At 64.7% G+C, this 22890-nt stretch carries 23 protein-coding genes; 7 read left to right on the top strand and 16 right to left on the bottom strand.

Features of this window, described 5'->3' with window-relative positions; translation table 11 throughout:
* The 9 genes from folK to dacB form a co-directional block, all read right to left on the bottom strand.
* A complete protein-coding gene (folK, locus tag QRN45_RS03140; protein WP_241707696.1) occupies positions 1-540 on the bottom strand; it encodes a 2-amino-4-hydroxy-6-hydroxymethyldihydropteridine diphosphokinase in 540 nt (179 codons plus the stop codon).
* On the bottom strand, positions 537-896 hold the full coding sequence (gene folB, locus QRN45_RS03135) for a dihydroneopterin aldolase (RefSeq protein WP_264637161.1): 360 nt from the start codon (positions 894-896) through the stop codon (positions 537-539). Before folB ends, folK begins: the two co-directional genes overlap by 4 nt.
* A 29-nt stretch (positions 897-925) precedes the next feature.
* Positions 926-1831: a dihydropteroate synthase gene (folP, locus tag QRN45_RS03130; RefSeq protein WP_241707694.1), complete on the bottom strand. Its 906-nt coding sequence runs from the start codon at positions 1829-1831 to the stop codon at positions 926-928.
* A gap of 8 nt (positions 1832-1839) precedes the next feature.
* On the bottom strand, positions 1840-2508 hold the full coding sequence (gene folE, locus QRN45_RS03125; RefSeq protein WP_241707693.1) for a GTP cyclohydrolase I FolE: 669 nt from the start codon (positions 2506-2508) through the stop codon (positions 1840-1842).
* Between the two features lie 10 nt (positions 2509-2518).
* Positions 2519-4588: an ATP-dependent zinc metalloprotease FtsH gene (gene ftsH / locus QRN45_RS03120; RefSeq protein ID WP_284762411.1), complete on the bottom strand. Its 2070-nt coding sequence runs from the start codon at positions 4586-4588 to the stop codon at positions 2519-2521.
* 292 nt (positions 4589-4880) lie between these two features.
* On the bottom strand, positions 4881-5432 hold the full coding sequence (hpt, locus tag QRN45_RS03115) for a hypoxanthine phosphoribosyltransferase (protein ID WP_059388924.1): 552 nt from the start codon (positions 5430-5432) through the stop codon (positions 4881-4883).
* 31 nt (positions 5433-5463) lie between these two features.
* Positions 5464-6501, bottom strand: coding sequence for a tRNA lysidine(34) synthetase TilS (tilS, locus tag QRN45_RS03110; RefSeq protein ID WP_284762410.1), 1038 nt, complete (start codon positions 6499-6501; stop codon positions 5464-5466).
* A 104-nt stretch (positions 6502-6605) separates the two neighbouring features.
* Positions 6606-7709 (bottom strand): Rv3626c family coenzyme F420 biosynthesis-associated protein, encoded by a 1104-nt coding sequence (locus QRN45_RS03105; protein WP_241707690.1) that lies wholly within the window; start codon positions 7707-7709, stop codon positions 6606-6608.
* Positions 7710-7787: 78 nt separating this feature from the next.
* Positions 7788-9335: a D-alanyl-D-alanine carboxypeptidase/D-alanyl-D-alanine endopeptidase gene (gene dacB, locus QRN45_RS03100; RefSeq protein ID WP_264637160.1), complete on the bottom strand. Its 1548-nt coding sequence runs from the start codon at positions 9333-9335 to the stop codon at positions 7788-7790.
* A 136-nt stretch (positions 9336-9471) separates the two neighbouring features.
* Between dacB and QRN45_RS03095 the strand changes: the two genes are divergently transcribed.
* The 3 genes from QRN45_RS03095 to QRN45_RS03085 all read left to right on the top strand — a co-directional run bounded on the left by QRN45_RS03095 (position 9472) and on the right by QRN45_RS03085 (position 11905).
* Complete coding sequence (locus QRN45_RS03095) at positions 9472-9960, top strand: inorganic diphosphatase (protein ID WP_078106994.1); 489 nt, start codon at positions 9472-9474, stop codon at positions 9958-9960.
* 195 nt (positions 9961-10155) lie between these two features.
* Positions 10156-10755 (top strand): hypothetical protein, encoded by a 600-nt coding sequence (locus tag QRN45_RS03090; RefSeq protein WP_241707688.1) that lies wholly within the window; start codon positions 10156-10158, stop codon positions 10753-10755.
* Between the two features lie 67 nt (positions 10756-10822).
* Complete coding sequence (locus QRN45_RS03085; protein ID WP_078106997.1) at positions 10823-11905, top strand: aromatic acid exporter family protein; 1083 nt, start codon at positions 10823-10825, stop codon at positions 11903-11905.
* 68 nt (positions 11906-11973) lie between these two features.
* On the opposite strand, the gene QRN45_RS03080 is transcribed toward QRN45_RS03085, so the two are convergent.
* From QRN45_RS03080 to serS, 3 genes are all read right to left on the bottom strand, one after another.
* Positions 11974-12819 carry an HAD family hydrolase gene (locus QRN45_RS03080; protein ID WP_284762409.1) on the bottom strand — a complete coding sequence of 282 codons (846 nt, stop codon included), beginning with the start codon at positions 12817-12819 and terminating at the stop codon, positions 11974-11976.
* Positions 12820-12919: 100 nt separating this feature from the next.
* Positions 12920-13882: a hypothetical protein gene (locus tag QRN45_RS03075; RefSeq protein ID WP_284762408.1), complete on the bottom strand. Its 963-nt coding sequence runs from the start codon at positions 13880-13882 to the stop codon at positions 12920-12922.
* 118 nt (positions 13883-14000) lie between these two features.
* A complete protein-coding gene (serS, locus tag QRN45_RS03070) occupies positions 14001-15281 on the bottom strand; it encodes a serine--tRNA ligase (protein ID WP_241707685.1) in 1281 nt (426 codons plus the stop codon).
* 111 nt (positions 15282-15392) lie between these two features.
* Between serS and QRN45_RS03065 the strand changes: the two genes are divergently transcribed.
* A complete protein-coding gene (locus tag QRN45_RS03065) occupies positions 15393-16439 on the top strand; it encodes a diacylglycerol/lipid kinase family protein (RefSeq protein ID WP_241707684.1) in 1047 nt (348 codons plus the stop codon).
* A gap of 27 nt (positions 16440-16466) precedes the next feature.
* On the opposite strand, the gene QRN45_RS03060 is transcribed toward QRN45_RS03065, so the two are convergent.
* The 3 genes from QRN45_RS03060 to QRN45_RS03050 form a co-directional block, all read right to left on the bottom strand.
* Positions 16467-16685 (bottom strand): hypothetical protein, encoded by a 219-nt coding sequence (locus QRN45_RS03060; protein ID WP_078107002.1) that lies wholly within the window; start codon positions 16683-16685, stop codon positions 16467-16469.
* A gap of 130 nt (positions 16686-16815) precedes the next feature.
* Positions 16816-17763, bottom strand: coding sequence for a prephenate dehydratase (gene pheA / locus QRN45_RS03055; protein WP_284762407.1), 948 nt, complete (start codon positions 17761-17763; stop codon positions 16816-16818).
* A gap of 31 nt (positions 17764-17794) precedes the next feature.
* Entirely contained in the window at positions 17795-18121 is a 327-nt protein-coding gene (locus tag QRN45_RS03050; protein WP_078107004.1) for a rhodanese-like domain-containing protein, read from the bottom strand.
* Between the two features lie 190 nt (positions 18122-18311).
* Between QRN45_RS03050 and QRN45_RS03045 the strand changes: the two genes are divergently transcribed.
* Genes QRN45_RS03045 through QRN45_RS03035 form a run of 3 tightly spaced genes read left to right on the top strand, consistent with a single transcriptional unit; the run spans position 18312 to position 22039 of the window.
* Positions 18312-19061 carry a Type 1 glutamine amidotransferase-like domain-containing protein gene (locus QRN45_RS03045; protein WP_284762406.1) on the top strand — a complete coding sequence of 250 codons (750 nt, stop codon included), beginning with the start codon at positions 18312-18314 and terminating at the stop codon, positions 19059-19061.
* Complete coding sequence (locus QRN45_RS03040) at positions 19054-20511, top strand: amidase (protein WP_284762405.1); 1458 nt, start codon at positions 19054-19056, stop codon at positions 20509-20511. Before QRN45_RS03045 ends, QRN45_RS03040 begins: the two co-directional genes overlap by 8 nt.
* Positions 20512-20560: 49 nt before the next feature.
* A complete protein-coding gene (locus QRN45_RS03035) occupies positions 20561-22039 on the top strand; it encodes a peptide MFS transporter (protein WP_502870691.1) in 1479 nt (492 codons plus the stop codon).
* 93 nt (positions 22040-22132) lie between these two features.
* Here QRN45_RS03035 and QRN45_RS03030 read toward each other — a convergent pair whose 3' ends face one another.
* Entirely contained in the window at positions 22133-22774 is a 642-nt protein-coding gene (locus tag QRN45_RS03030) for a DUF4190 domain-containing protein (RefSeq protein WP_284762403.1), read from the bottom strand.
* Positions 22775-22890 lie beyond the last annotated feature (116 nt).

The following is a 22890-nucleotide window of genomic DNA, read 5'->3' as shown; positions in this document are numbered from 1 at the left end:
CTATTCCACCGCTCCTGCGGCAGCGACGCTGCCGGATCCGTCGAAACCGTCGAACGGCCGGAGGCCTGGAAAGTCCTCGGCTTTGGCGGCCAGATCGGCGACGCTCTCACCGTTGAGCCGCGCTGCAGGGTCCAGGAGCGCCCACGGATAGAGCACGAAGGCGCGCACGGCGGCCCGAGGATGCGGCAGGGTCAAGGTTTCGTCGTCGCTGGTGAGTTCGCCGTAGACGATGATGTCCACATCCAAAGTGCGGGGGCCCCAGCGGACCTCGCGGACCCGATGGTGGATTTGCTCGACGTCGTGGCAGTGCTGGAGGAGGTCCAGCGGCGCAAGGGTCGTCTCAATGGCAATCACCATGTTGAGGAAATCCGGTTGCCCCACCGGTCCGCCCACGGCTTTGGTCTGCACCACGGGAGAGACCCCGAGCAGGCGGATTTCCGGGCGGTCAACGAGGTCGGCAACGGCGGTGGACAGGGTGTCGTTCCGCTCGCCCAGGTTGCTGCCGAGGGCCAGGATGGCTTTGGTGAATCGGGAGGTCATGCACGCTCCCTGTGGACACTGACCGTGACGTCACCGAAGGGAACTTCGATGGGTGCCTTGGGTTTGTGGACTGTGACATCGATGGCGGCGACGTTGAAGCCCGCCAGGATCCCCTCGGCGATCCGCACCGCGAGGGCCTCGATCAGGTTGAGTGGCTCGCCCGAAATGACGGACGTTATGTACTCGGCGACTTCGCCGTAGTGCGCCGTGAACTGCAGGTCATCTGTTTCCGCGGCCTTGCCGAAATCGGTGTACAGCACCACGTCGACGACGAACGGCTGGCCATCACGGCGCTCGAAGTCGAAGACGCCGTGATGCCCGACGGCGGTCACGCCGGTCAGTGTGATCTTGTCCAAACCGGTCCCTCCCCCTCTGTTCACCAAGTTTAGTGTCTGATGCGCGCGGCGACCTTGACGGCGTCAAGGCTGGGGCCGACGTCGTGGACGCGCACGGCCCAAGCACCGTTCGCGGCACTGATTGCGGTGATGGCAGCGGTGGCATGGTCCCGTTCCTCCGGCGCCGCCGCCTTGCCGGCCACGGTCAGGAGCGTCCCGAGGAAGCGTTTGCGTGAAGCTCCGATCAGGACCTTGTGCCCCAGTTCGTCCAGCTTGCCGATGTACTTGAGGAGTTGCCAGTTCTGGTCCTCGTCCTTGGAGAAGCCCAGGCCGGGATCCACAATGATTTGTTCCGCCGTGACGCCTGCCGCGTAGAGCTTGTCGCGGACGCCCTTGAGCTCCTCGATGACTTCCTCCACGACATTTCCGTAGTCGGCAAGGCTGTTCATGGTTTCGGCGTCGCCTCGGCGATGCGTCAAGACATAGGGCACCTTGGTACGTGCGACGAGTTCGGCCATCTCCGGTTCGAGGCTCAACCCGGAGACGTCGTTGATGATCGCGGCGCCGGCCTCCACCGCCGCGGCGGCCGTCGACGCGTGCGTCGTGTCGATGCTGACGAGCGCCCCGGCCTTCACGAGTGCCTGGATCACCGGCAAGACCCGCCGTTGTTCTTCTTCCGGGGAGACGGGCTCTGCGCCCGGGCGGGTCGATTCCCCGCCGACGTCGATGATGTCCGCTCCGGAGTACAACATGCGCAATGCGTGGGCGATGGCGGTGTCCGCCGTGGGGTGCTTGCCGCCGTCGCTGAATGAATCCGGCGTGACGTTCAGAATTCCCATGACAAGCGTGCGGTCGGCCGGCAGGTCCGCGAAGCGGGCCGCTGGACGGGGTTTGCGGAGAATGGGCAGGGGGCTGGTAGCCGGGCCCGTTCCTGGTGCTGCTGCGAGGGAATCCATGGTCTTTGTTACCTTCCGAGTATGAGGCTCATGGCTTCGGCACGGGTGGCCGGGTCATGAAGTTGCCCGCGCACTGCGCTGGTGACGGTCTTGGCGCCGGGCTTGCGAATGCCACGCATGGACATGCACATGTGTTCGCATTCGACGACGACGATCGCGCCCCGGGGCTTGAGGTGGGTCACGAGCGCTTCGACGATCTGGGTGGTCAGGCGTTCCTGCACCTGCGGACGGCGGGCGTAAATGTCGACGAGACGGGCCAGCTTGCTCAGCCCCGTCACTTTGCCGTCGTGGGAAGGGATGTATCCAACGTGCGCGACGCCGTGGAACGGCACCAAATGGTGCTCGCACGTGGAATAGAACGGGATGTCCTTGACCAGCACGAGTTCCTCATGGTCGAGGTCGAACGTGGTGGACAGGACGTCCTCGGGATCCTGGTGCAGGCCAGCGAAGACCTCGGCGTAAGCCTTGGCAACGCGCTTCGGCGTATCCACCAGTCCGCCACGGTCCGGGTCCTCGCCCACGGCGATGAGGATCTCGCGTACGGCCGCCTCTATGCGGGGGCGGTCGACCTTATATGAGTGATGGCCGTGGCCGTGGCCACCTGATTTCCCCCCGGAGGTGCCGCCAAGGTCATCACTGGCGGCACCGCTGAAGTCGTCGTCGTCGATGTGAGTCACAGCAGAAAGCTTAGCCTTGATGCGAAACGTCGGTGCCCGCGTCCGGTCCCTGCCCCGTAAATGACTCCTGGCTGCCGACTCCCTGCGGATGCGGGGACTGAGCGTCCAAAGGCTCTTCGAGACGAGCGGCCTTGGCCTCTTCCTGGGCCTCACGTTCAGCCTTCTCTGCGCGGGATTCCACCGGCGGGATGGTCTGGACCGGGCGGGATTCCTTGGAGAGCCACACCTCGCGGAAGTCGCGCTTGCGGATGTCGCGGAAGATGTAGGCGATCTCCGCCTGGTTCAGCGTTTCGCGCTCAAGCAGTTCGAGGGCCAACTGGTCCAGGACGTCGCGGTTCTCGGTGAGGATGGCGTAGGCCTCATCGTGGGCCTGGTCGATCAGGCGGCGCACTTCCTCGTCGACGATGTACGCGACCGAGTCGGAGTAGTTGCGTTCCTGCGCCATGTCCCGGCCCAGGAAAGGCTCCCCGCCACCTGCGCCAAGCTTCACGGCGCCGATGCGCTCGCTCATGCCGAACTGGGTGACCATCTTGCGGGCCGTTCCGGTGGCCTTCTCGATGTCGTTCGAAGCGCCCGTCGAGGGGTCGTGGAAGACGATTTCCTCTGCAACGCGCCCACCCATGGCATAGGCCATCTGGTCCAGGAGTTCATTGCGCGTGATCGAGTACTTGTCGTCCTCCGGGACAACCATCGTGTAGCCGAGGGCGCGGCCTCGGGGCAGGATGGTGATCTTCGTGACAGGGGCGGAATTGCGGAGGGCTGCCGCCACCAGGGCGTGGCCGCCTTCGTGGTAGGCGGTGATCTTCCGTTCCATTTCCTTCATGACGCGGCTACGCTTCTGCGGGCCCGCCATGACACGGTCGATTGCCTCGTCCAGGGCGCGGTCGTCAATCAGGTTGGCATTGGACCTGGCGGTCAGGAGGGCGGCCTCGTTCAGCACGTTGGCAAGGTCCGCACCCGTGTAGCCCGGGGTCTTCTTCGCGACGCCCTTGAGGTCGACGCCGTGGGCCATCGGCTTGCCCTTGGCATGGACGTTCAGGATCTGCTCGCGACCAATCAAGTCCGGTGCTTCGACGGTGATCTGGCGGTCGAAACGGCCTGGGCGCAGCAGGGCAGGGTCCAGGACGTCCGGACGGTTGGTTGCCGCGATCAGGATGACGTTGGTCTTGACGTCGAAGCCGTCCATTTCGACCAGAAGCTGGTTAAGGGTCTGTTCGCGCTCGTCGTTGCCGCCGCCGATGCCAGCGCCGCGGTGACGTCCAACGGCGTCGATCTCGTCAACGAAAATGATGGCGGGCGCATTGGCTTTGGCTTGCTCGAAGAGGTCGCGGACACGGGAAGCACCAACGCCGACGAACATTTCAACGAAGTCCGAGCCCGAGATGGAGAAGAACGGGACGCCGGCCTCGCCTGCGACGGCGCGGGCCAGGAGGGTCTTGCCGGTGCCCGGAGGGCCGTAGAGCAGCACGCCCTTCGGGATCTTGGCGCCAACGGCCTGGAACTTTGCCGGTTCTGCGAGGAATTCCTTGATCTCCTGAAGTTCCTCGACGGCTTCGTCCGCACCGGCCACATCCGCGAAGGTGACTTGCGGCATGTCCTTGTTGACCAGCTTGGCCTTCGACTTGCCGAACTGCATCACCTTGGAGCCGCCGCCTTGCATGCGCGAGAGCAGGAACCAGAAAAGCACACCCAGCAGGAGCACGGGGACGAGGAGCGAGAACAGTCCGGAGAACCAGTTGTTTTCGACGGGCTGGTCCGTGAAGCCGCCGGATGGCTGGGCATTGGTGACTGCCTTGACGACGTCCCCGGCCCGCGCCGTGACATAGAAGAACTGGACGTTCTTGCCCTTGTCCTGGCCGTCGATGACGAGGTTGTCTTTCAGCGTCAGGTCAACGCGGTTCTCGGCATCGTAGATCTTGGCCTGCTCCACCTTGCCGCTCTGGGCGAGGATCGCGAGGCCCTTATCGGTGTCGATTCGGGTGGATCCGCCGGGGGCAAGGGTTGCAAATGCCACCAGGAGCAAGCCGACTACGACAACAATCCAGATGCCCGGGCCCTTGAAGAAACTCTTAGCTTTCATCTGTTCGGGGGCTCCGCCCCGTCCCTCCTGGTAGTGCTGCACGGCGCAGCTTCTGCGCGCGTGTGGTGCTGCGTCAGTTTCTAGCTTTACACCGTTCGGAGTGATTCACGCACAGTAAGAGGCAAAAGTTCCCTCTAGGCGTACATCAACGAGGAATTCCGGAAGCTCGCGGGAGAAATCCATGGTTCTTTCAGGATCCCCCGGCGCCACTGCACACATAGCGAAGCGGCCTCCCGAACAGGAGGCCGCTTTCGTTCCGCGAACAATACGCGGTGGTTCGCTGCGGGAAGAGTTACTCGTATACGTGCGGTGCGAGGGTTCCCACGAAGTCCAGATTGCGGTACTTCTCGGCGTAATCCAGTCCATAGCCGACGACGAATTCGTTGGGGATGTCATAGCCGACGTACTTGACGTCGATCTCCACCTTGGCGGCCGTGGGCTTGCGGAACGCGGTGCAGATTTCCACGGAAGCGGTGCCCCGCGACTCGAGGTTGGTCTTGAGCCAGGAGAGAGTCAGGCCGGAATCGATGATGTCTTCGACAATCAGGACATCCTTGCCCATGAGGTCGGTATCAAGGTCCTTGAGGATGCGCACGACGCCGGAGGACTGGGTCCCGGAGCCGTAGGAGGACACCGCCATCCAATCCATGCTGACGTGGCTGTGCAGCGCACGCGCAAGGTCTGCCATGACCATGACGGCACCCTTGAGCACGCCGACGATCAGCAGCTCACGGCCCTCGTAGTCCTTGTCAATCTGTGCAGCAAGTTCGGCGATCCGTTGCTGGATCTGCTCCTTGGTGTAGAGAACGTGTTTGAGGTCTGCCTGGACGTCGTTTGAATCCACCAATGGCTCCTGTGTTGATGCGTGGGTGCGGCTACTGTTGGGGCGATCTTTGATGCCGGAATACTAGCTTCCCACAGCCGCCGCCTTCGCGGGGAACGGCAGTTCCCCGCGCTGGGGCCTCCCGCCCCAATTCGCTGAGGGATACACGATAGACGCTGACGCTTCCGGGAAGCTGCACGGGTCCCGCCGATCCCTGCCGGCGCAGCAACGCTTCGGCTGCCTGGAGCCGCCCATAGCCGGGCTGTTGGCCCCCGACGTCGGCCGCAGCCTTGGCGATCACCCGGAACCTCAGGGCCGGGGACAACTCCCTCAAGGCGCCTTCGGGGAGCCACACGCCGTCGTCGCTCCGGTTCACGAGTCCCGCATAACTCTCTGCGGCAAGCTGCTCCAGGAAGTCAGCGTCCTGCTGGAGGATCGCGGCTGTACGGGCGAGCGACTCGGCAACGCCGGGCCCCAGCTTGTCCTCAAGCAAGGGCATCACCTCCACCCGGGTCCGAGAGCGGGCGAAGGCGGGGTCCGCGTTGCTGGGATCGTGCCAGGCTTCGAGTTCCTCGACCTCGCAGATTTCGAGCATTTCTGATCGGCGCAGCCCAAGGAAAGGACGAAGGAGCTTGCCGCGCGCCGGACGCATCCCGGCGAGGGAGCGGGTTCCCGAGCCTCGTGCCAGGCCCAGCAGGACCTGTTCGGCTTGGTCGTCCAGAGTGTGCCCGAGCAGGATCGCTCCACAATCGAGTTCGGCGGCCGCCGCTTCAAGGGCCGCGTGCCGGGCATCGCGTGCCGCCGCCTCGGGCCCGAACCCGGCAGCGGCCACCTCCACGGTCCGTAGCTGGACGGGCGAGAGGCCCAGGTCCTCCAGGATCGCCACGGTTCGCGCCGCGACCTCGCCCGAGCCTGCTTGCAGCTGATGGTCGACCACGACGGCGGCAACATGCACGGGGTGGCCCTGCACGCGGCCCCGACGGGCAAAGTAGGCCGCCACCGAAGCAAGTGCCAAGGAGTCCGGGCCGCCGCTGCAAGCGACGAGGATCCGCTCGGGATAGCCTGCGGAGGCCAGCGCGTCCTGCACCATGTTCCGCGCCTTGCCTACCACCGGCGCCAAACGCCCGGGACGTCGTCGTCCGCTGCTCGGACCGCTTCTACCGCTTGCGCCGGTACCCGATGTGGTGCCTGCGGTCACAGCCCCATCCGCTCAAGCCACAGCTTGGAGTCGTGGATTTCGGCTTCGGTAGGCAGTTTTTCGGCCGATTCCCAGACCCGGTTCAGGCCCTCCATGCCGGCCACCGCAACCACTTCACGGACGAACTTGGCGCCGTCGCTGTACTGGCGCATCTTGGCATCCAGGCCGAGGATGTTACGGATGAATTTCTCGATCATTCCGCGGTCCTTGCCCCGCGAGCTGAAGCGCTGCCTAATGGTCTTCACCGAGGGGACAAGGGTGGAATCGACGGCGTCCATCACAACATTCGCGTGGCCTTCCAGGAGGCTCATGACTGCCGTGAGATGCGAGAGCGATGCCTTTTCCTCGGGGTTTTGGAGCAGGTCCAGAATGGCCCCGCGGCCAGGAGTGGCGCCGGTGGAGCGGTCGCGCAAGGACCGCGCGGCCGCAGTGGCACGGTCCATGATGGAATCCACATTGCCGATCAGGTTGGCACTGAGGCGCTCGATTTCCTCGAGCATGTGGGTCCGGAGCCAAGGCGCGGCAGCGAACTGCACCCGGTGGGTCTGTTCGTGAAGGCAAACCCAGAGCCGGAAATCGTCCGGATCAACGTTGAGCTCGCGCTCCACAGAGATGATGTTCGGAGCCACGAGCAAAAGCCGGCCGGCAGGCGGCGCTTTCGAGTCCGGGGCGAGGGCCGCGAAGGGATCGTATTGGCCCAAGACCTTGCTCGACAAGAAGGCGAGCACGGCCCCGAGCTGCGCGCCGGTAATGGCGCCGCTCGCGGCCGCCGCAGCCGGTGTCATCGCCGGGCCGCGCCGGGAGTCCAGCATTTGCTGAAGGGCCGGCTGGAGCATCACTGCGAAACTCTGGGTATTGGCCTTCGCCCAGGACGCCCGGTCAACTACCAGGACATGGGAATCGCGGAGGTCGCGCGCGGCTTCCAAACCAGTGATGTCATGCACATGCGGTACAGAGATGTCCGCGCTGAAACGCAAGCTATCCACGGCTTTGCCGATTTGGGCCGGACTCAGCGGTGGACCGGGGGGAGCGAGCCGGGCAGCCGTGGAGGCGGCCAGCTCCCAGTTGATGAGGGACTGGGCTTGCTGCTGAGACTCCATATGAACCATAAGACCACAACAGGCTGAATCTGCGCCCTTAAGTTCGCTCAACGGCGAACCTCAGGGAGCGGGGGAATGTCAGCCAGCCCGGCAACCGCATGACGCGAGTGCCGTGGCGGACCTGTCCAGCGCGACCTTGTTCCCTTCTGCGCCCGGCATCAGCCCGTTGCCGATAAAGGAGAAGACCAGGAGACGGCCGTTCGCGTCCACAACGTAGCCGCTCAAAGCGATCACCGAATTCAAGGTGCCGGTCTTGGCCCGCACCAGGCCCGCCCCCTGGGAGGTGGTCGCATCGGTGTAGCGGTCGCCGAGCGTCCCGGTCAGTCCGGCTACCGGGAACCCCGCGAGGGCGGCACGGAGACGGGTGTCGGGTCCCGAGGTAATGGCCCGGACCACGTCCGCGAACTGCCGCGCCGACACCTGGTTGCCGAGGGCAAGGCCCGACACGTCTGCCAAGTGCATGGAGTCCGAGGCGACGCCGAGTTCCGCGAGCTGGGCGCCCACGGCCGCCGTCGCGCCGTCGTTGGATCCCGGCTTTCCCTCGGACAGCGCGGCCATCCGACCGAAAACCTCAGCGAGGTAGTTGTCCGACGTTTCCAGCATCAAGTCGACTTGCTCGCGGACGGTGGCAGACACCGCGCTGGCGAGGACGCCCTGCTTTCCGGTTGGAGCCGCGGCGCGTTCCACACCGGGGACCACCGTGAAGCCAGCAGCGGCACCCGCGGCTTGCAGCTTCCCCGCGAAAGCCTGGGCTGCGGTGAGCGCGGCGTCTTGCGGACGCGGGCCGTTGGTTGCCCCCGGGCTTGTCCGGGCCGAGTTCAGGGCGAGCGGAAAGACCGGCGCCGTTTCCCCGGCGGCGACATCGTCGAGGCTCCATGCCGGGTTCAAGGCAGGCCCGGTGAACAGTCCATCGTCCAACTGCACCGTGACCGGGCCCTTCACGCCGCGGTCCTGCAAAGCTTTTGCCGTGTCCGCCGCGAGGGTCTCCAAACCGGCATGGCCGAGCACCTCATTGGCTTGGGACGGGCCGTCACCGAGCAGGACATCGCCTCCAGCGCTCAGGATGATGGTCGACGGCGAAGGTCCCGCCAGGACCCGAGTGCTGAAGCGGGTCTCCGGGCCGATCGCCCGCAGCGCCGCGACTGCGGTGAGCAACTTCATGTTGGACGCCGGCACCCGGTTCTTGGCGCCGTCGCGATCGTAAAGCGGAAGCCCGGTCAACGCATCCTCGACGACTCCGGTGAAGTCTCCCCCGCCGTCGGGGGTCAAGAGGGCATTGAGCTGGTTCGTGACATCGGCCGGCAACGGGACCGGAGCGGAAGCGTCCAAGGGGGCAACGATCTGGGTGCGGCTCAGCTGCTTGGGGACCTGTTGCCAGTCCGGCACCTTGGGGCCGGGCGCACCGGCTGCCCCCGGAAAGCCGGGACCAATGAATCCAGCTGCGATCCCGAGTCCCATCGGCACGGCCAGGACCGCGATGACCAAGGTCAACAAGGCCAGTGGCAGAAAGCGGACGATGCCCTTCGACGCGGACTTCCTGGCCCTTGGCCCCCTTGGCCTGAGAATCGGAGTGTCCTGCTGTTCCGGAGCCTGCTTTTCAGTCCCCGCCTCGTCAACGCCCGTCATGCAGCCTTAGTCCTCAAAGTCTTGAATGTCCCCACCGTTTCAAGAAACTTGGGCCTCTCGCTATATCCTCAATAGTAGTCGGCGGCGTCGGCTGCTCTGTTGCCGCGCCCATGCCAATACCGCCAAGGAGCATTCCATGAAGCACGACGTCACGATCGAGATCCCCAAGGGGTCGCGCGTCAAGTACGAAGTTGACCACGAGACCGGTCGCGTCCGCCTGGACCGCGTCCTGTTCACCTCCATGCAGTACCCCACCCACTACGGGTTCTTCGAGAACACCCTGGGTGAGGACGGCGACCCGCTGGACGCACTGGTGCTCCTGCAGGACTTCGACCTATACCCCGGTGTCATCGTCGAGTCCCGCCCCATCGGCGTGTTCAACATGACCGACGACGGCGGCGGAGACGCCAAGGTCCTGTGTGTTCCTGCCGATCCGCGCTTCGACCACATCCAGGAGATCACGGATGTCAGCGAATTCCTGATCAAGGAAATCGAGCACTTCTTCACCCGTTACAAGGACCTTGAGCCGGGCAAGTGGGTCAAGGCTGAAGGCTGGGCCGACCGCGCAGCCGCCGAAGCCGAGCTGGAAGCTTCCATCAAGCGTTTCGTTCCGAGCGCGCACTAAAGCAATTCGACCTGCACGACGGCGGCGGGTGCGGTTCCCTGGGAACCGCACCCGCCGCCGTCGTACTTTAATCGGTGGGTCACCGACGCGGAACGAATCGGCCCGCAATCGCCGGGCACCCGCGGCCGTAACGAGCAGTTGGCTCCGAATTAACCGCTTGAAAGTCAGCTACCTGCCGGTAGTGTTTGATCCACCATGTTCACGCTGACCATCAACCAACGCGACAGCCGCGGCAACGGAGACCTCGTACCGCAGCTGCTCAAAGACCTGCGCCACATCCCCGCGTGCTTGGACTTTGACCGTTCGGTGGAGGACGAAGTCCAAGGCATCGTGGAATTTCCGCACCAGGCCGTGGATTCGGCGCTCATCGCCTTGCGGAGCGGACAGTGGTACGTGGGAATCGGCGTCGGACCGGTCAACGAACCCCTGCCCAACCAAATCAAAGACGCCTCCGGGCATGGACTGGTCTACGCACGCCGCGCCGTGGACCGCTTGCGGAATGGCAAGGAACGTGTCCCCGTGGCCGTCGAGGGGCCCGTCGCCGCACTTGCTGCCGAATCGGAGGCTGTGCTGCGGCTCTTGGGGCACATCGTGCAGCATCGAAGCGTTGCTGAGTGGCGCGTCCTGGACCTGCTGACGCCCGGCGTGCGTGGACAACAGAAGGCCGTGGCCCAGGAATTGGGCATCAGCACCCAAGCCGTGAGCAAGGCACTTGCCCGGGCCCAATGGGTGGAAGAGCACGCCGCCAGGCCGGCCGCAGCCCGCTTGCTGCAAATGATCCTCGAGGTTTACTGATTGCGTCGCCACGCCTTCAGCCATCTTGTACTCGACACACCCATTCCTCCCGGCCTACCTTGAGTCCATGATCTCCAGGGAAAAGCTTGGGCGGCTTCTTCCCGCTCTCAGGCAAGCTGTCACAGGCCACCGCCTCCTGTTTGCCGCCAAAACGGCCGTCGCCGCCGGACTGGCTTGGTACCTCGCGCCGCTGATGCCCGGGCCTGCCGCTGCGTATCCGTACTACGCGCCCCTGGGTGTCCTGGTCAGCATGCACCCCACCGTTGCGGCGTCCGCCAAGCATGGGCTGCAAAGCCTGCTTGGACTCGGGCTGGGCATAGCGATGGCCTTCGCCGTGACCACCTTCACCACCCCGAACGCACTGGCGGTTGCCGTCGTCGTCGGCCTGGGCGTGGTCATCGGCGGTCTACCAAGGCTCGGGAGCGCCTCCGAATGGGTCCCCATGGCGGCGTTGTTCGTGCTGGTTCTGGGATATTCGAATACGCAGGGCTTTTCATTCGCGTACGTCCTGCAAATGGGCATGGGAGTGGCAGTCGGATTCGCGGTGAACTGGCTGGTCTTCCCTCCCCTGCATCTTGAAGGCATTGATCCGGCCATCGACGGACACCAACGGGCGCTGTCCAAGCAACTCAGGGACATGGCCAGCGCCATGACGGAATCCTGGCCACCGGACCATGAAGAATGGGCGAGCCGCAGCGGCGAGCTCGCACGTACGGCGACCGACGTGCGGACTGCCGTCCAGGCGGCGAAGTTGAGCGCCAAGGCGAACCCACGGTCCCGCCGTCGGGCCAGGCGCCTGCCCGGCGACCTGGCCGGTTTGCGCGCGATGGAACGGCTGACTTTCCACGTCCAGGACATCACGGATGTCCTGGCAAGCGTCATCTGGGAAGAAGACGCGGGGACGGTCATTCCGGAGGGTGTCCCGCCGCATTTGGCGGAGGCCCTGGTGGACGTTGCGGTGGCGATTCGGCAATGGAGGCATGGAGACGCCGAAGACTTCAAGAGCTCCCTCGAAGCCGCCCGGGACAGTGTGGCCGCACTGAGTGGCACCCTCACGGAGGCCGCGGCCGACCAAGCGTCCGTGAACGCCACCGCTTCGGTCGCGATGAGCCTGCGGCGAATCATTACCGTGGTCTCCGACGCCGTGTGAGCTGCGGCGGGCATCCGCCGGCCAGCCCCGCTGCGCTTCGGCCTGTTACCGCTGCGCCGGGACCCCGGCTACAACAGGCGACGCAGGATGAGGGCCGCGCCGTCGTCGTAGACCGACGCGGTGACCTCATCCGCGACGGCGATGACTTCCTCGGGTGCCTGGCCCATGGCGACACCGCGCCCGGCCCAGCTGAGCATCTCGATGTCATTGCGGCCGTCCCCCACTGCCACCGTGTGGCGGGGGTGAGTGCCGAGCCGCTGGCGCAGATGCTCCAAAGCACTGGCCTTGGTGACCCCGGCGGCCGCGATATCCAACCAAGCCGTCCAACCCACTGAGTAGGTGACCCCGGAGAGCCCGATCTTGCGAATGGCTGTGGAAAATTCTTCGGCCGTGTTCTCGCTGCTGAAGACCACTACACGCACCGCGGTGGCGTCCAGCATCGTCTGGAAATCCACGCCGATTGCCTCAACGCCGAAGCTGGCGTCCTGGAATCGCTCGGTGGAGAGGAAGTTTCCGTCCTCATCCTCGAGCGCGTACTTTGCGGACGGAAGCTGCTCGCGAAGTGCCATCAACGCCGGAGCGGGATCGAAGGTTGCCTTGTGAATGACCTCGTAACCTGCGTCCAGCTGGGGATCGAGGCGCAACGTGACGCCGCCGTTGCAGCACACGGCATAGCCGCGTTCCAGTCCGATCTGCTCAATGATGGGCAGGGTGGCATTCAACGAGCGTCCGGTGGCGATCAGGACATCGTGTCCGTGGGCGACCACAGCCCTTGCGGCCTCGCGAACACCCGGTGTCATGTGGCCATCGTGGTCGACGAGGGTTCCGTCGACGTCCAACGCGACCATGAATTTATGATTCGAATTCCGCTGGTCATCGATGCCAGCGACTGAGGTATCAGTCAAAATAGTCATGCCTCCAGTGAAGCAGACCCCACCGACACCAGCTAGGACGAAGGCCACAGCAGGGGATTAACACGCGGTGAATACTCCCAGGTAGTCCACAGTGTGAATGTTAACTTGAGGCCCTGGCGCGCGGCCGCAGTCCGGCACGCAGGAGCTTGTGCCGAAGAAGGCCCGGCTCCTCCAAATCGGCCCAATTCCACCTGACTACGGTGATCCCCGATGCACGGATGCTCTCCTCACCCGGCTTCTCTTGTTGCCCGCCCTCGAATTCGCCCGCGATCAAGTGCTCCGGCCACCAGAACGCGGCCCGTGCAACGAACTGATCGGAATCGTCGGTGTGATGCGGGAGCGGCTGCTCAAAGCCAAGCAGCTCGATGACGGCCCTGCTGTACGACTCCCCCACTGAATCGGCGTTCGCGTTTGCCAAGCTCGCGATGCGGACTGCCCGGTGCTTGGTGGCATCAGCTACGATCCCGTCCAGTGCCAAGGCGATCTCAGGGTGCTCGATCAAGCAGGCATCCTGCCCGAGCGAACCCTGCTCCGCCAGCATGCGTGCGATTCCGTCAGCTACAACCAGCGCCCTGCTGAAGGACGAGGTACACATGACGTCCACGGCCGTCTGCACCGGACTGGTGCAGGAAAACCGGCCGGAAACCACTGCCTCAGCGTCGCGTCGAAGGACGTAACGCATGGGATGGTTGCCTGTGTTCCGCGCCTTTTCGGCGAGCACGCTCTTTCCGTGAACCACAAACGTTGCCGGCCGCCGTCCGGTGGTCCGCTCCGAGGAAGTGGCCAGATCGACGAACTCCGGGGGGCGCAGCGTCGGGACGCCGAGCACGACAGCTGCGGACTCACCGCAAAACACGGACTGCTCGAATGCCAGGCCCACCGCCGCCGCGGACCACTCGAACCTCTGGGCAGGCGTCGCTTCCACCCAGGTGGAGGTTTTCACGTAATACCCGCGCCTCAGCCGGACGAGGCGGCCTGCCCTGAATGGACGGTGAATCACGGCCGTGGAGCCTGTGAGAGCAAGCCGCTCGGCCGAGACAATGATCTGCGGAGGGATGTCCATGGAATTACTCTCCATGGATCGTCGCGCGGCGTCAGCCGTCCTTTATCCCTATGTGGACAACCCAGGCTGTGGAGGACCGGTCCGAGCCGGCATTCCGGGGGCCACGGAATGCAGGAGGCTACAGGACGGGGAGCACCTCGAGCCCTCCGATGTACTTCTGGAGTGCCTTGGGGACGTTCACGGAGCCATCCGGGTTCTGGTGGTGCTCCAGGATGGCCACGATCCAGCGGGTGGTGGCCAGGGTACCGTTCAGCGTGGCGACGGCGCGGGTGCCCTTCGCAACGCCGTCCTCGTTGACCGCACGCTCACGGATGTTGAGGCGACGGGCCTGGAAGGTGGTGCAGTTGGACGTCGAGGTGAGCTCGCGGTACGCGTTCTGGGTGGGGACCCAGGCTTCGCAGTCGAACTTCCGGGCCGCGGACATGCCGAGATCGCCCGCGGCGGTGTCGATCACACGGTACGGGAGTTCCACCTTCGCAAGCATTTCCTCTTCCCAGGCCAGGAGGCGCTCATGCTCGGCAGCGGCTTCTTCAACCGTGGTGTAGATGAACATCTCCACTTTGTTGAACTGGTGGACGCGGATGATGCCGCGGGTGTCCTTGCCATGCGAACCGGCTTCGCGGCGGTAGCAGGAACTCTGCCCGGCGTAGCGGATGGGGCCTGCCGAAAGGTCCAGGATTTCGTCCGAGTGGTAGCCGGCGAGGGCCACCTCCGAGGTTCCTACAAGGTAAAGGTCGTCTTCGGCGAGACGGTAGATCTCGGCGTCGTGCTTTACATCGAAACCGGTGCCCTGCATGATCTCCGGACGCACCAACGTGGGGGTGATCATCGGTACGAAGCCGGCCTCGATGGCCTGGTCCATGGCCATCTGCAACAGTGCCATCTCCAGCCGGGCACCGACGCCGCGGAGGAAGTAGAAGCGCGAACCGGAGACCTTGGCGCCGCGTTCCATGTCAATCGCGCCGATGAGTTCGCCGATCTCAAGGTGGTCCTTGGGTTCGAAGTCCGTAAATTCGCGCGGGGTGCCGACCGTCTTGACCACCACGAAGTCGTCCTCGCCACCCTCGGGCACGCCGTCCTCAATCAGGTTGGGGATGACGCGGAGCAGCTCTTCCTGCTTGGCCTGGGCGGCGTCGGCTTCGGCAGAGGCAGCCTTGACCGAGTTGGCCAGTTCCTTCACCTCGGCGAGCAGCGCTTGCTTTTCCTCGCCCTTGGCCTGTGCCACCTTCTTGCCGAAGACGTTCTGCTCCGCACGGAGGTTTTCGTAGCGGATCAGTGCCGCGCGGCGGTCTGCATCGGCGGAAATGATCGCGTCCACCACGGACTCGTCGGCGCCGCGGGCGCGCTGGCTGGCACGGAACTTGTCCGGGTTTTCGCTGAGGTCTTTTACGTCGATCACCAGACTAGAGTATCGAATCAGCGCGCAGCTCCGCCGCCAGCGTCCGACGGCGGAAGGCACCCCCTGCCGCCGCGCGCCGCCGCACCTTCCGCGGGATAGGGTTGAAGCACCATGAGCAACTGGATCCTGTACGTGATTCTGGCTGGGGGCGTGGTCTTTGCCGTCTCCAGTTGGTGGGGCGTGCGCCGGCTCAAGGCCAGGCATGCGCGCAGCGCCGTGCACGAAGCCGTGCACAAGCCCGAAGCCGGTTTGCAAAGGGTTGCCGTGATCCTCAACCCGGTGAAGACGAAAGCCGAGGATGCGCGGAGGATCATCCGGGACGCCTGCCATCTTGCGGGCTGGGACGAACCCCGCTTCTTCGACACCACCGCGGACGACCCCGGCCATTCGCAAGCCAAGGCGGCTCTGGCGTACAGGCCCGACGTCGTACTTGTCGGCGGCGGCGACGGTACCGTGCGCGTGGTGGCTGAGGCCCTCGCGCACACCAACGTGGCGATGGGCTTGATCCCCCTGGGCACCGGAAACCTGCTGGCACGCAACGTGAATCTGGATGTCAACGATCTGCGCGGCAACGTCCACACCGCGCTCTTCGGCCACCAGCGCTACATCGACACCGCCCGGATGGCGATCCACAACGAGCGGACAGGCGCCTCTTCCGAGCATGCGTTCCTGGTGATCGCCGGCATGGGGCTGGATGCCGAGGTTGTGGGCGACACCAACGACGGCCTCAAAAAAGCAGTCGGTTGGCTGGCCTACACCGAGGCGGGCGTCCGCCACCTGCCCGGACGGCGCAAAAGGGTCACCATTGCCATGGACGACGAGCCCGAGCAGTCACGGAAAATCCGAAGCGTCTTGTTCGCCAACTGCGGCCTGATCCCGGGGGGCATCGACTTCATCCCCGGTGCCATGATCGACGACGGGGTCCTGGACGTTGTGGTCATGAGCCCCCGCAGCGCCATCGGCTGGATCGCGGTGTATGCCAAGATCTTGTTCAAGCACAACCGGAACCTGCCGGTCATGAATTACTACCGTTCCGGCAAAGTGGTCATCAGCAGCAACGAACCGATGGCCACACAACTTGACGGCGATCCCTCGGGCGAGGCCACGCAAGTCACCGTCAAGGTGGAGCCGCGTTCCCTCCTCGTGCGCGTGCAATAACCGATGCCCGCGCAATAGGGCGACACGCTACTTGGCGTTCTTCGCCGCTTCCGTTGCTTTGTGTTCTGCCAAGGCTTTGGCAGCCGCGCGCGCTTCCGATTGCTCGCGAATCATGGCCTGTTCTTCTTCAAAGCGCAGCCGATCGGCCCGGTCGGCGTCGTCGCCGTCCCAGTCCTGGTTGTCCGCCTTGGGCTTGGGGTTGACGATCATTCCCTGGCCGCTGGTGTCATTGCTATTTCCCGACATGGCCCGCTCCCTCCGTTAGGGGCATGCGTCCATCAATTGTGGATCAAGCAAGCATACGCACAGTTTTATCCACGCGATAGGGGTTGAAGAGTCAATTATCCAACGCTTTGCGGGGGCGGATTCAGGCCGCTCAGGCGCCCGGTTCGCCACTCAGAATGCGACGAACCCAGGCATGTGCGGAGGCGAACGCGGCGTCGGAGGTATGCGGAGCCACCAAGGCTTTCTGCTCGTCCGCCCGCGCATAGGACCCCAGGAAGCGCGTGGCCGGGCTGATCCGGTGCAGACCTGCCAGGGCGTCGGCCACCCGGGCATCCGAGGCGTGGCCGTCGGCGTCGATGCTGAAGAAGTAATGGCCCAGGTACTGGCCGGTGGGCCGGGACTCGATGCGGCTGAGGTTGACCCCGCGGGTGGCAAACTGGTCAAGGATTTCCATCAGGGCGCCGGGGCGGTCTTCGGGCAAGGGCACGACGACGGTGGTCTTGTCCGCGCCCGTGCGTTCAGTCAATGCACCAGGACGGCTGACCAGGACGAAACGGGTCACCGCGCCAGGGTTGTCACCGATGTTCTCCGCAAGGATGTTCAGGCCCGGGCGTTCGGCCGCAACGAGGGGGGCGCAGATGGCGGCGTCATAGTGCGCATCGCCTTCGAGGAGCCCGACGGCGGCTGCCGCGGTGGAGGATCCCGGCACGTATTCCGCATTCGGGATATTTTCGTCGACCCACAGCCGGCACTGGGCCCAGGCATGGCCATGCGTGGAGATCCGGCGAATATCGGAGATCTTCACTCCGGGGCGGGCAACCAGCACGAACGTGATGGGAACGAGGGCCTCACGGATGATCCTCAGCTCGGTCCCGGTGGCAATGGCATCCAGGGTGGCGGTCACGCCACCTTCCACCGAGTTCTCGATCGGCACCATGGCTGCGTCCGCTGCACCCTGGCGAACCCTCACCAATGCCGTGTTCACATTGGTGCAAGGCACCCTGTTGGCGTCGGCCGCGCCGGGGACTTGCAGGAGCGCAGCCTCGGTGAAGGTACCTTCCGGACCGAGGAAGGTGTAGGTGAGCGCGGATGCCGACATGTATATATTCCTTAAGTGTTATGCGTTGTGGCTACAGGACGACAGGCTTGAGGCCGTTTTCCGAAACCATCGGGCGGCCGGTCTCAAACCACATGTCCATGCCTCCCGCGATGTTGGTGGCGGTGTAGCCCTGCCCCACCAGCCACTGAACCGCCCGGAAGGACCGTCCGCCCGTCCGGCAGATGACATAGAGGTCATCGTCCGGATCAAGTTCGTCAAGGCGCCCCGGGATCTGGTCAAGCGGGATGTGAAGCGCGCCCTCGGCGTGGCCCGCCACCCATTCGTAATCCTCCCGGACATCCAGGATTTTCGCGCCAGCCGGAACATCGCCGACGGGCACGGTCTCGAAATCGCTCACGTGAGTTCCTTCCAGTTGATTCAGATCTCCAAATCAACACTAATACCGGAGCCCGTCGCCATCATCGCCGAGACTCGTGGGGCGCGGCAGGTTACGGTACTTCCTCACTGCGTCATCACGGCACTAGTGTTGTCGCTAAATGTTCGCCGTTGCGGCGACCCGGGAACGCTCGAAGCAAGGAGACGGCACCATGGCTGCTGGCGAGCCCACCATCCTGGCAACCTCCGGCGGCTATAAGTCCGGTCATCGCACCAGGATGGAGTTCGACCTCCTGGTTCACCACGCCGTCGAACTTTCCGGGGTGAGCGGACGCGCGCCGCGGGTGGCGCATCTTGGCACGGCGTCCGGAGACCAGCGCTGGTTCGCCGCGGAACTGGACCAGGCCGCCCGGGTTTCGGGCTTCGATTTCACCCACCTGAACCTCTTCACCATGCCCAATTACGGCGATCCCGAGTCGTACCTCCTGGAGCAGGACGTCGTGTGGGTCAATGGTGGTTCCGTGGTCAATCTTCTGGCCGTGTGGCGTGCCCACGGGCTGGACGGAATTCTGAGGCGCGTCTGGGAACAGGGCGTGGTGCTGGCCGGAGTGTCAGCGGGCTCGATTTGTTGGTTCCAGGGCGGCACAACCGACTCCTACGGCCCTGAATTGCGCGCCGTGACCAACGGACTTGGCTTCCTCCCCTATGCCAACGGTGTCCACTATGACTCCGAACCGGGCCGCCGCCCGCTGGTCCACCAGCTGGTGGCGGACGGCGTGCTGGGGGAAACACACTGCACCGACGACGGCGTCGGGCTCGTTTACAGGGGCACGAAACTCGTGGACGTGGTTGCCGAAGTCAGGGGCAAGGCCGCCTATCGCGTCACCGCGGCACCCGGCGAAGCGCCCGACGGTGAGGCCGTTGCCGTTGAGGAGCGACTGGAGTCCCGCTTCCTTGGCTGACATCCACGAACTCGGCGCGGTCCAGCTGCGCCAGGCGCTGGCCACCGGTCAGCTCTCGGCCACTGAGGTTGTGGAACACTTCCTTGCGAGGATCGAACAGCAGAACCATACGCTGGGCGCGTTCGTCACGGTGACCGCGGACCAGGCCATGCTCGACGCCCGGGCCGCCGACGAAGCGTATGTTCACCAGCGCCGCGGGGGCCCCGGGCTCCCCCTTCTTCACGGTGTGCCGCTGGCCTTCAAAGACCTTGCCGATGTTGCGGGAGTCGTCACCACCCACGGCAGTGGAGCCCTGGACCGCAAGCCTGCCCCCGAAGACGGCGCCCTTGCCGCGGCACTCAAAGGCGCCGGCGCCATCTCACTGGGCAAGACCCAGGTTCCGGAATTCGGACTCACGGCCTACAGCGAGAACCGCATCGCACCGCCGTCGCGCAACCCGCACGCATTGAGCCGCAGCTCAGGGGGCTCGTCGGGGGGCAGCGCCGCCGCGGTTGCGGCGGGTTTGGTTCCCTTTGCGCCCGGGAGCGACGGGGGCGGGTCCATACGTATTCCCGCTGCGGCATGCGGACTGGTGGGGTTGAAGCCGGGCCGGGGCCTGGTGCCGGCCGGCGAAAGCGTGGGGGACGCGGCGCGCTTGGTGGTAGCCGGACCGCTGGCTCGTTCAGCCCCCGATGCCGCGCTGATGATGGATGCCTTGGTGCCAGACGGAATCCGGCCGGAAGGGGGCTACCTTGCTGGGCTCGAGGAGGTGCCGGCCCCCTTGCGCATCGGCACGAGCCTGGACAGCCCGTGGTCCACCGCATTTCCCTTTGCCCCGGAGCAGGAGGCCCTGGATGCCCTCGCCAAGGGCGTCGATCTACTGACCGGAGCGGGCCATTCAGTGCTCGACGCCGGGATCCGCTACGACAACCGTTACCCGGAAGCATTCACCACCGCCTGGACTGCCGGCGTCGGGAGCGCCCGTATCCTGCCGCATCGCGAAGCCCTGCTGACCCCGCTGACCCGGACCTTCCGGCGTCGGGCACAGCAACGTAGCGCCGCCAAGGTCAACGAAGCCCTCGGTTTCCTCCGGCAGTTCACCCACGACACGGTGGTCCAGTATGCACAATGGGACATCGTTCTGACACCGTCACTGGCACAGACTCCACGGCCCGTCGGCTGGTTCACCGGCTCCACCCCCGGAGGCGAGCAATGGCCGGCTCCCGACTGGCCGGGCGACGCAGACGACGACTACCGCAAGCAATGCGAGTTTGCGCCGTGGTCCTCCATGGTGAACGTGTGCGGTCTGCCGGCGGTCACGGTGCCCGTTCATTGGACCGGTCCAACCCCTGGAACGGGACTTCCGATGGCGATCCAGCTCATCGGGAAACCGGGCTCCGAGCTATTGCTCCTGCGGCTCGCAAGGCAGCTTGAACTGCAGCAAAAACCGGCACCTATCGCCGGCGGATAGTTGCCTGAGGCATCTAAAAAATGTGACAATGCGCTCAGTCAATGTCACCATGGATCAGATGAGCACAACTCTTGACACGCGGACGCCCGCCAAAAACGCGGGCGATACGTCATTTTTCGGCCACCCAAAGATGCTGGCCAGCCTCTTCTCCGTAGAAATGTGGGAGCGTTTCTCTTTCTACGGCATGCAGGGCATCCTGCTTTACTACATGTACTTCACCGCGGACCATGGCGGACTCTCGATCGACAAATCGCTCGCCGCCGGACTGGTTGGCGCGTACGGCGGAGGCGTATACCTCTCCACGATCCTGGGCGCCTGGTTGGCGGACCGGCTTTTCGGCTCCGAACGGGTACTTTTCGGTTCCGCCATCATGATCATGTCCGGCCACATCGCGCTTGCCCTCCTCCCCGGCATCCCGGGCCTGGTGGCAGGTCTGGTGCTGGTCGGCATCGGATCCGGTGGCCTCAAAGCCAACGCAACAGCGCTGGTGGGCACCCTTTACGGCGAGAAGGACGAACGCCGTGACGCCGGCTTCTCCATCTTCTACATGGGTATCAACGCCGGCGCCCTCATTGGACCGCTCGTTACCGGCTGGCTGCAGGAAAGCAGCGGCTTCCACTGGGGCTTCGGCGCAGCCGCAGTCGGCATGGCGATCGGCCTGGTCATCTACGCGCTCGGCCGAAACAAGCTCCCGGAAGAAGCCCACCGCGTCCCGAACCCCCTCCCCTCCGCACAGCGGAGCCGTTACGGGCTCATCTTCTTCGGCATCGCCATCGTGATCGCCGTGCTGTTGATGACCGGCGTGGTGAACCCCGGCAACCTGGCCAAGAGCATGGCCTACGCCGCCATCATCGCCTCGGTGATCTATTTCACGCTGATCTTCCGAAGCAAGAAGGTCACGTCGTTCGAGCGCAAGCGTGTTGTCGCGTTCATCCCGCTCTACATCGCATCGGCAGCCTTCTGGGCCCTCTTCCAGCAGCAGTTCACATTCATTGCTGTCTACTCGGAGGAGAAACTGGACCGCAACCTCTTCGGCTGGGAAATGCCGGCAGCCTGGGTACAGTCCATCAACCCTGTATTCATCATCGTCTTTGCGGGCGTCATGGCTGCCCTCTGGACAAAACTCGGTCCGAAGCAGCCGGGATCCCCCATCAAGTTCGCTGCCGGACTCTTCGTCATGGGCCTGGCATTCCTGGCCTTCATCCCGTTGTCCGGCGCCGGGAAGACCCCGCTGCTTGCGCTCGTGGGAATCCTGTTCCTTTTCACTTTGGCGGAACTGTTCCTGTCCCCCATCGGCCTGTCCGTGAGCACCAAGCTGGCTCCCAAGGCCTTCCACACCCAGATGGTGGCCTTGTTCTTCCTCTCGGTGTCTCTCGGCACCGCGCTGGCCGGCATCCTCGCCGGGCTGTACAACCCTGACAACGAACTGCCGTACTTCCTGGGCGTCGGCGGCACAGCCGTGGTCATCGCGGTGGCCTTGGCTGCCGGCGCGCCTGCCATCAAGAAATTGATGGGCGGCGTCCGCTAGTCACTTAACAGTCATGTAATCGAACTAGACCGCGACGGCGGCCGGTGCGTTCGGTGGGTTTCCCGCCAAGCGCACCGGCCGCCGTCGTCGTTGCTAGTAGTTGTAGTTGTAGCGAGAGGCCGTGGCGGCAAAAATCGCGATAAAGACCCAGAAAATGATCGCGCCGACAATTCCCAGATACCCCATCACAAGGCCCGCGATAGCCATGCCTTTGCCGGCTGGTTCCTTCTTGAGGGCCATGTGGCCAAGAATCACGGCGGCAATCTGCGGCAGGACAAAGAAGCCAAAGCCCACGAAGACAGCGATCCCGCAGCACATGCTCGCTATACTCAGGCCCTTGGGCTCGGCGGCCATGCCATAGTAAGCGGGCTGGCCGTAGGGGCTGGCCGGCTGCCCATACGGTGACTGGCCCTGCGGTGCCTGTGCATAGGGCGAGGCAGGCTGTCCGTAGGGGCTGGCGGGCTGGTGTCCGTAGGCGGGCTGGCCGTATTGGGCCGGGCCGCCCTGCGCCTGACCGTACGGTTCCTGGGACTGGTGCGGCCGCGGTTGCTGCGGCTGGCCGTAGGGGCCGGAAGCCGCCGGCGAGGCAAACGGCTGCTCGGCGTACGGGTTTTCGCCGGGTTGGGATGCGGGTGGAATGTAGGACGGCGGTTCGTAGCCCTTGGGCGGTTCGTCGCCCTTGGGCGGTTCGTCGCCCTCGGGAGCGTTCTCGGGTTTGGCTGGCTGGTCAGTCATGGAATATCCCCCTTGCGAGTCTTTGTGCCCAGCCTACCGCCGAGCGCAGGCGCACATAAGCTTGGGGGGTCCGAGCTGCCCAGCCCCATGCCGCACTCCGGTGAACGCGCGGTGAA

Origin of the sequence: Arthrobacter sp. efr-133-R2A-63, from assembly GCF_030209795.1 — a bacterium.
GTDB classification, from domain to species: Bacteria; Actinomycetota; Actinomycetes; order Actinomycetales; family Micrococcaceae; genus Arthrobacter; species Arthrobacter bambusae_A.
This window is presented reverse-complemented; position numbering and strand designations above follow the sequence as displayed.

Bases quoted from the DNA above. Each gene is read 5' to 3' on its own strand.
- QRN45_RS03075 (WP_284762408.1), bottom strand. From the start codon at position 13,882: ATGGACATCCCTCCGCAGATCATTGTCTCGGCCGAGCGGCTTGCTCTC.
- tilS (WP_284762410.1), bottom strand. From the start codon at position 6,501: ATGGTGCAGGACGCGCTGGCCTCCGCAGGCTATCCCGAGCGGATCCTC.
- QRN45_RS03105 (WP_241707690.1), bottom strand. From the start codon at position 7,709: ATGGAGTCTCAGCAGCAAGCCCAGTCCCTCATCAACTGGGAGCTGGCC.
- QRN45_RS03035 (WP_502870691.1), top strand. From the start codon at position 20,561: ATGGATCAGATGAGCACAACTCTTGACACGCGGACGCCCGCCAAAAAC.
- ftsH (WP_284762411.1), bottom strand. From the start codon at position 4,588: ATGAAAGCTAAGAGTTTCTTCAAGGGCCCGGGCATCTGGATTGTTGTC.
- QRN45_RS03030 (WP_284762403.1), bottom strand. From the start codon at position 22,774: ATGACTGACCAGCCAGCCAAACCCGAGAACGCTCCCGAGGGCGACGAA.
- folK (WP_241707696.1), bottom strand. From the start codon at position 540: ATGACCTCCCGATTCACCAAAGCCATCCTGGCCCTCGGCAGCAACCTG.
- QRN45_RS03085 (WP_078106997.1), top strand. From the start codon at position 10,823: ATGATCTCCAGGGAAAAGCTTGGGCGGCTTCTTCCCGCTCTCAGGCAA.
- dacB (WP_264637160.1), bottom strand. From the start codon at position 9,335: ATGACGGGCGTTGACGAGGCGGGGACTGAAAAGCAGGCTCCGGAACAG.
- QRN45_RS03080 (WP_284762409.1), bottom strand. From the start codon at position 12,819: ATGACTATTTTGACTGATACCTCAGTCGCTGGCATCGATGACCAGCGG.
- QRN45_RS03060 (WP_078107002.1), bottom strand. From the start codon at position 16,685: ATGTCGGGAAATAGCAATGACACCAGCGGCCAGGGAATGATCGTCAAC.
- QRN45_RS03045 (WP_284762406.1), top strand. From the start codon at position 18,312: ATGGCTGCTGGCGAGCCCACCATCCTGGCAACCTCCGGCGGCTATAAG.
- folP (WP_241707694.1), bottom strand. From the start codon at position 1,831: ATGGATTCCCTCGCAGCAGCACCAGGAACGGGCCCGGCTACCAGCCCC.
- QRN45_RS03095 (WP_078106994.1), top strand. From the start codon at position 9,472: ATGAAGCACGACGTCACGATCGAGATCCCCAAGGGGTCGCGCGTCAAG.
- pheA (WP_284762407.1), bottom strand. From the start codon at position 17,763: ATGTCGGCATCCGCGCTCACCTACACCTTCCTCGGTCCGGAAGGTACC.
- QRN45_RS03090 (WP_241707688.1), top strand. From the start codon at position 10,156: ATGTTCACGCTGACCATCAACCAACGCGACAGCCGCGGCAACGGAGAC.
- QRN45_RS03065 (WP_241707684.1), top strand. From the start codon at position 15,393: ATGAGCAACTGGATCCTGTACGTGATTCTGGCTGGGGGCGTGGTCTTT.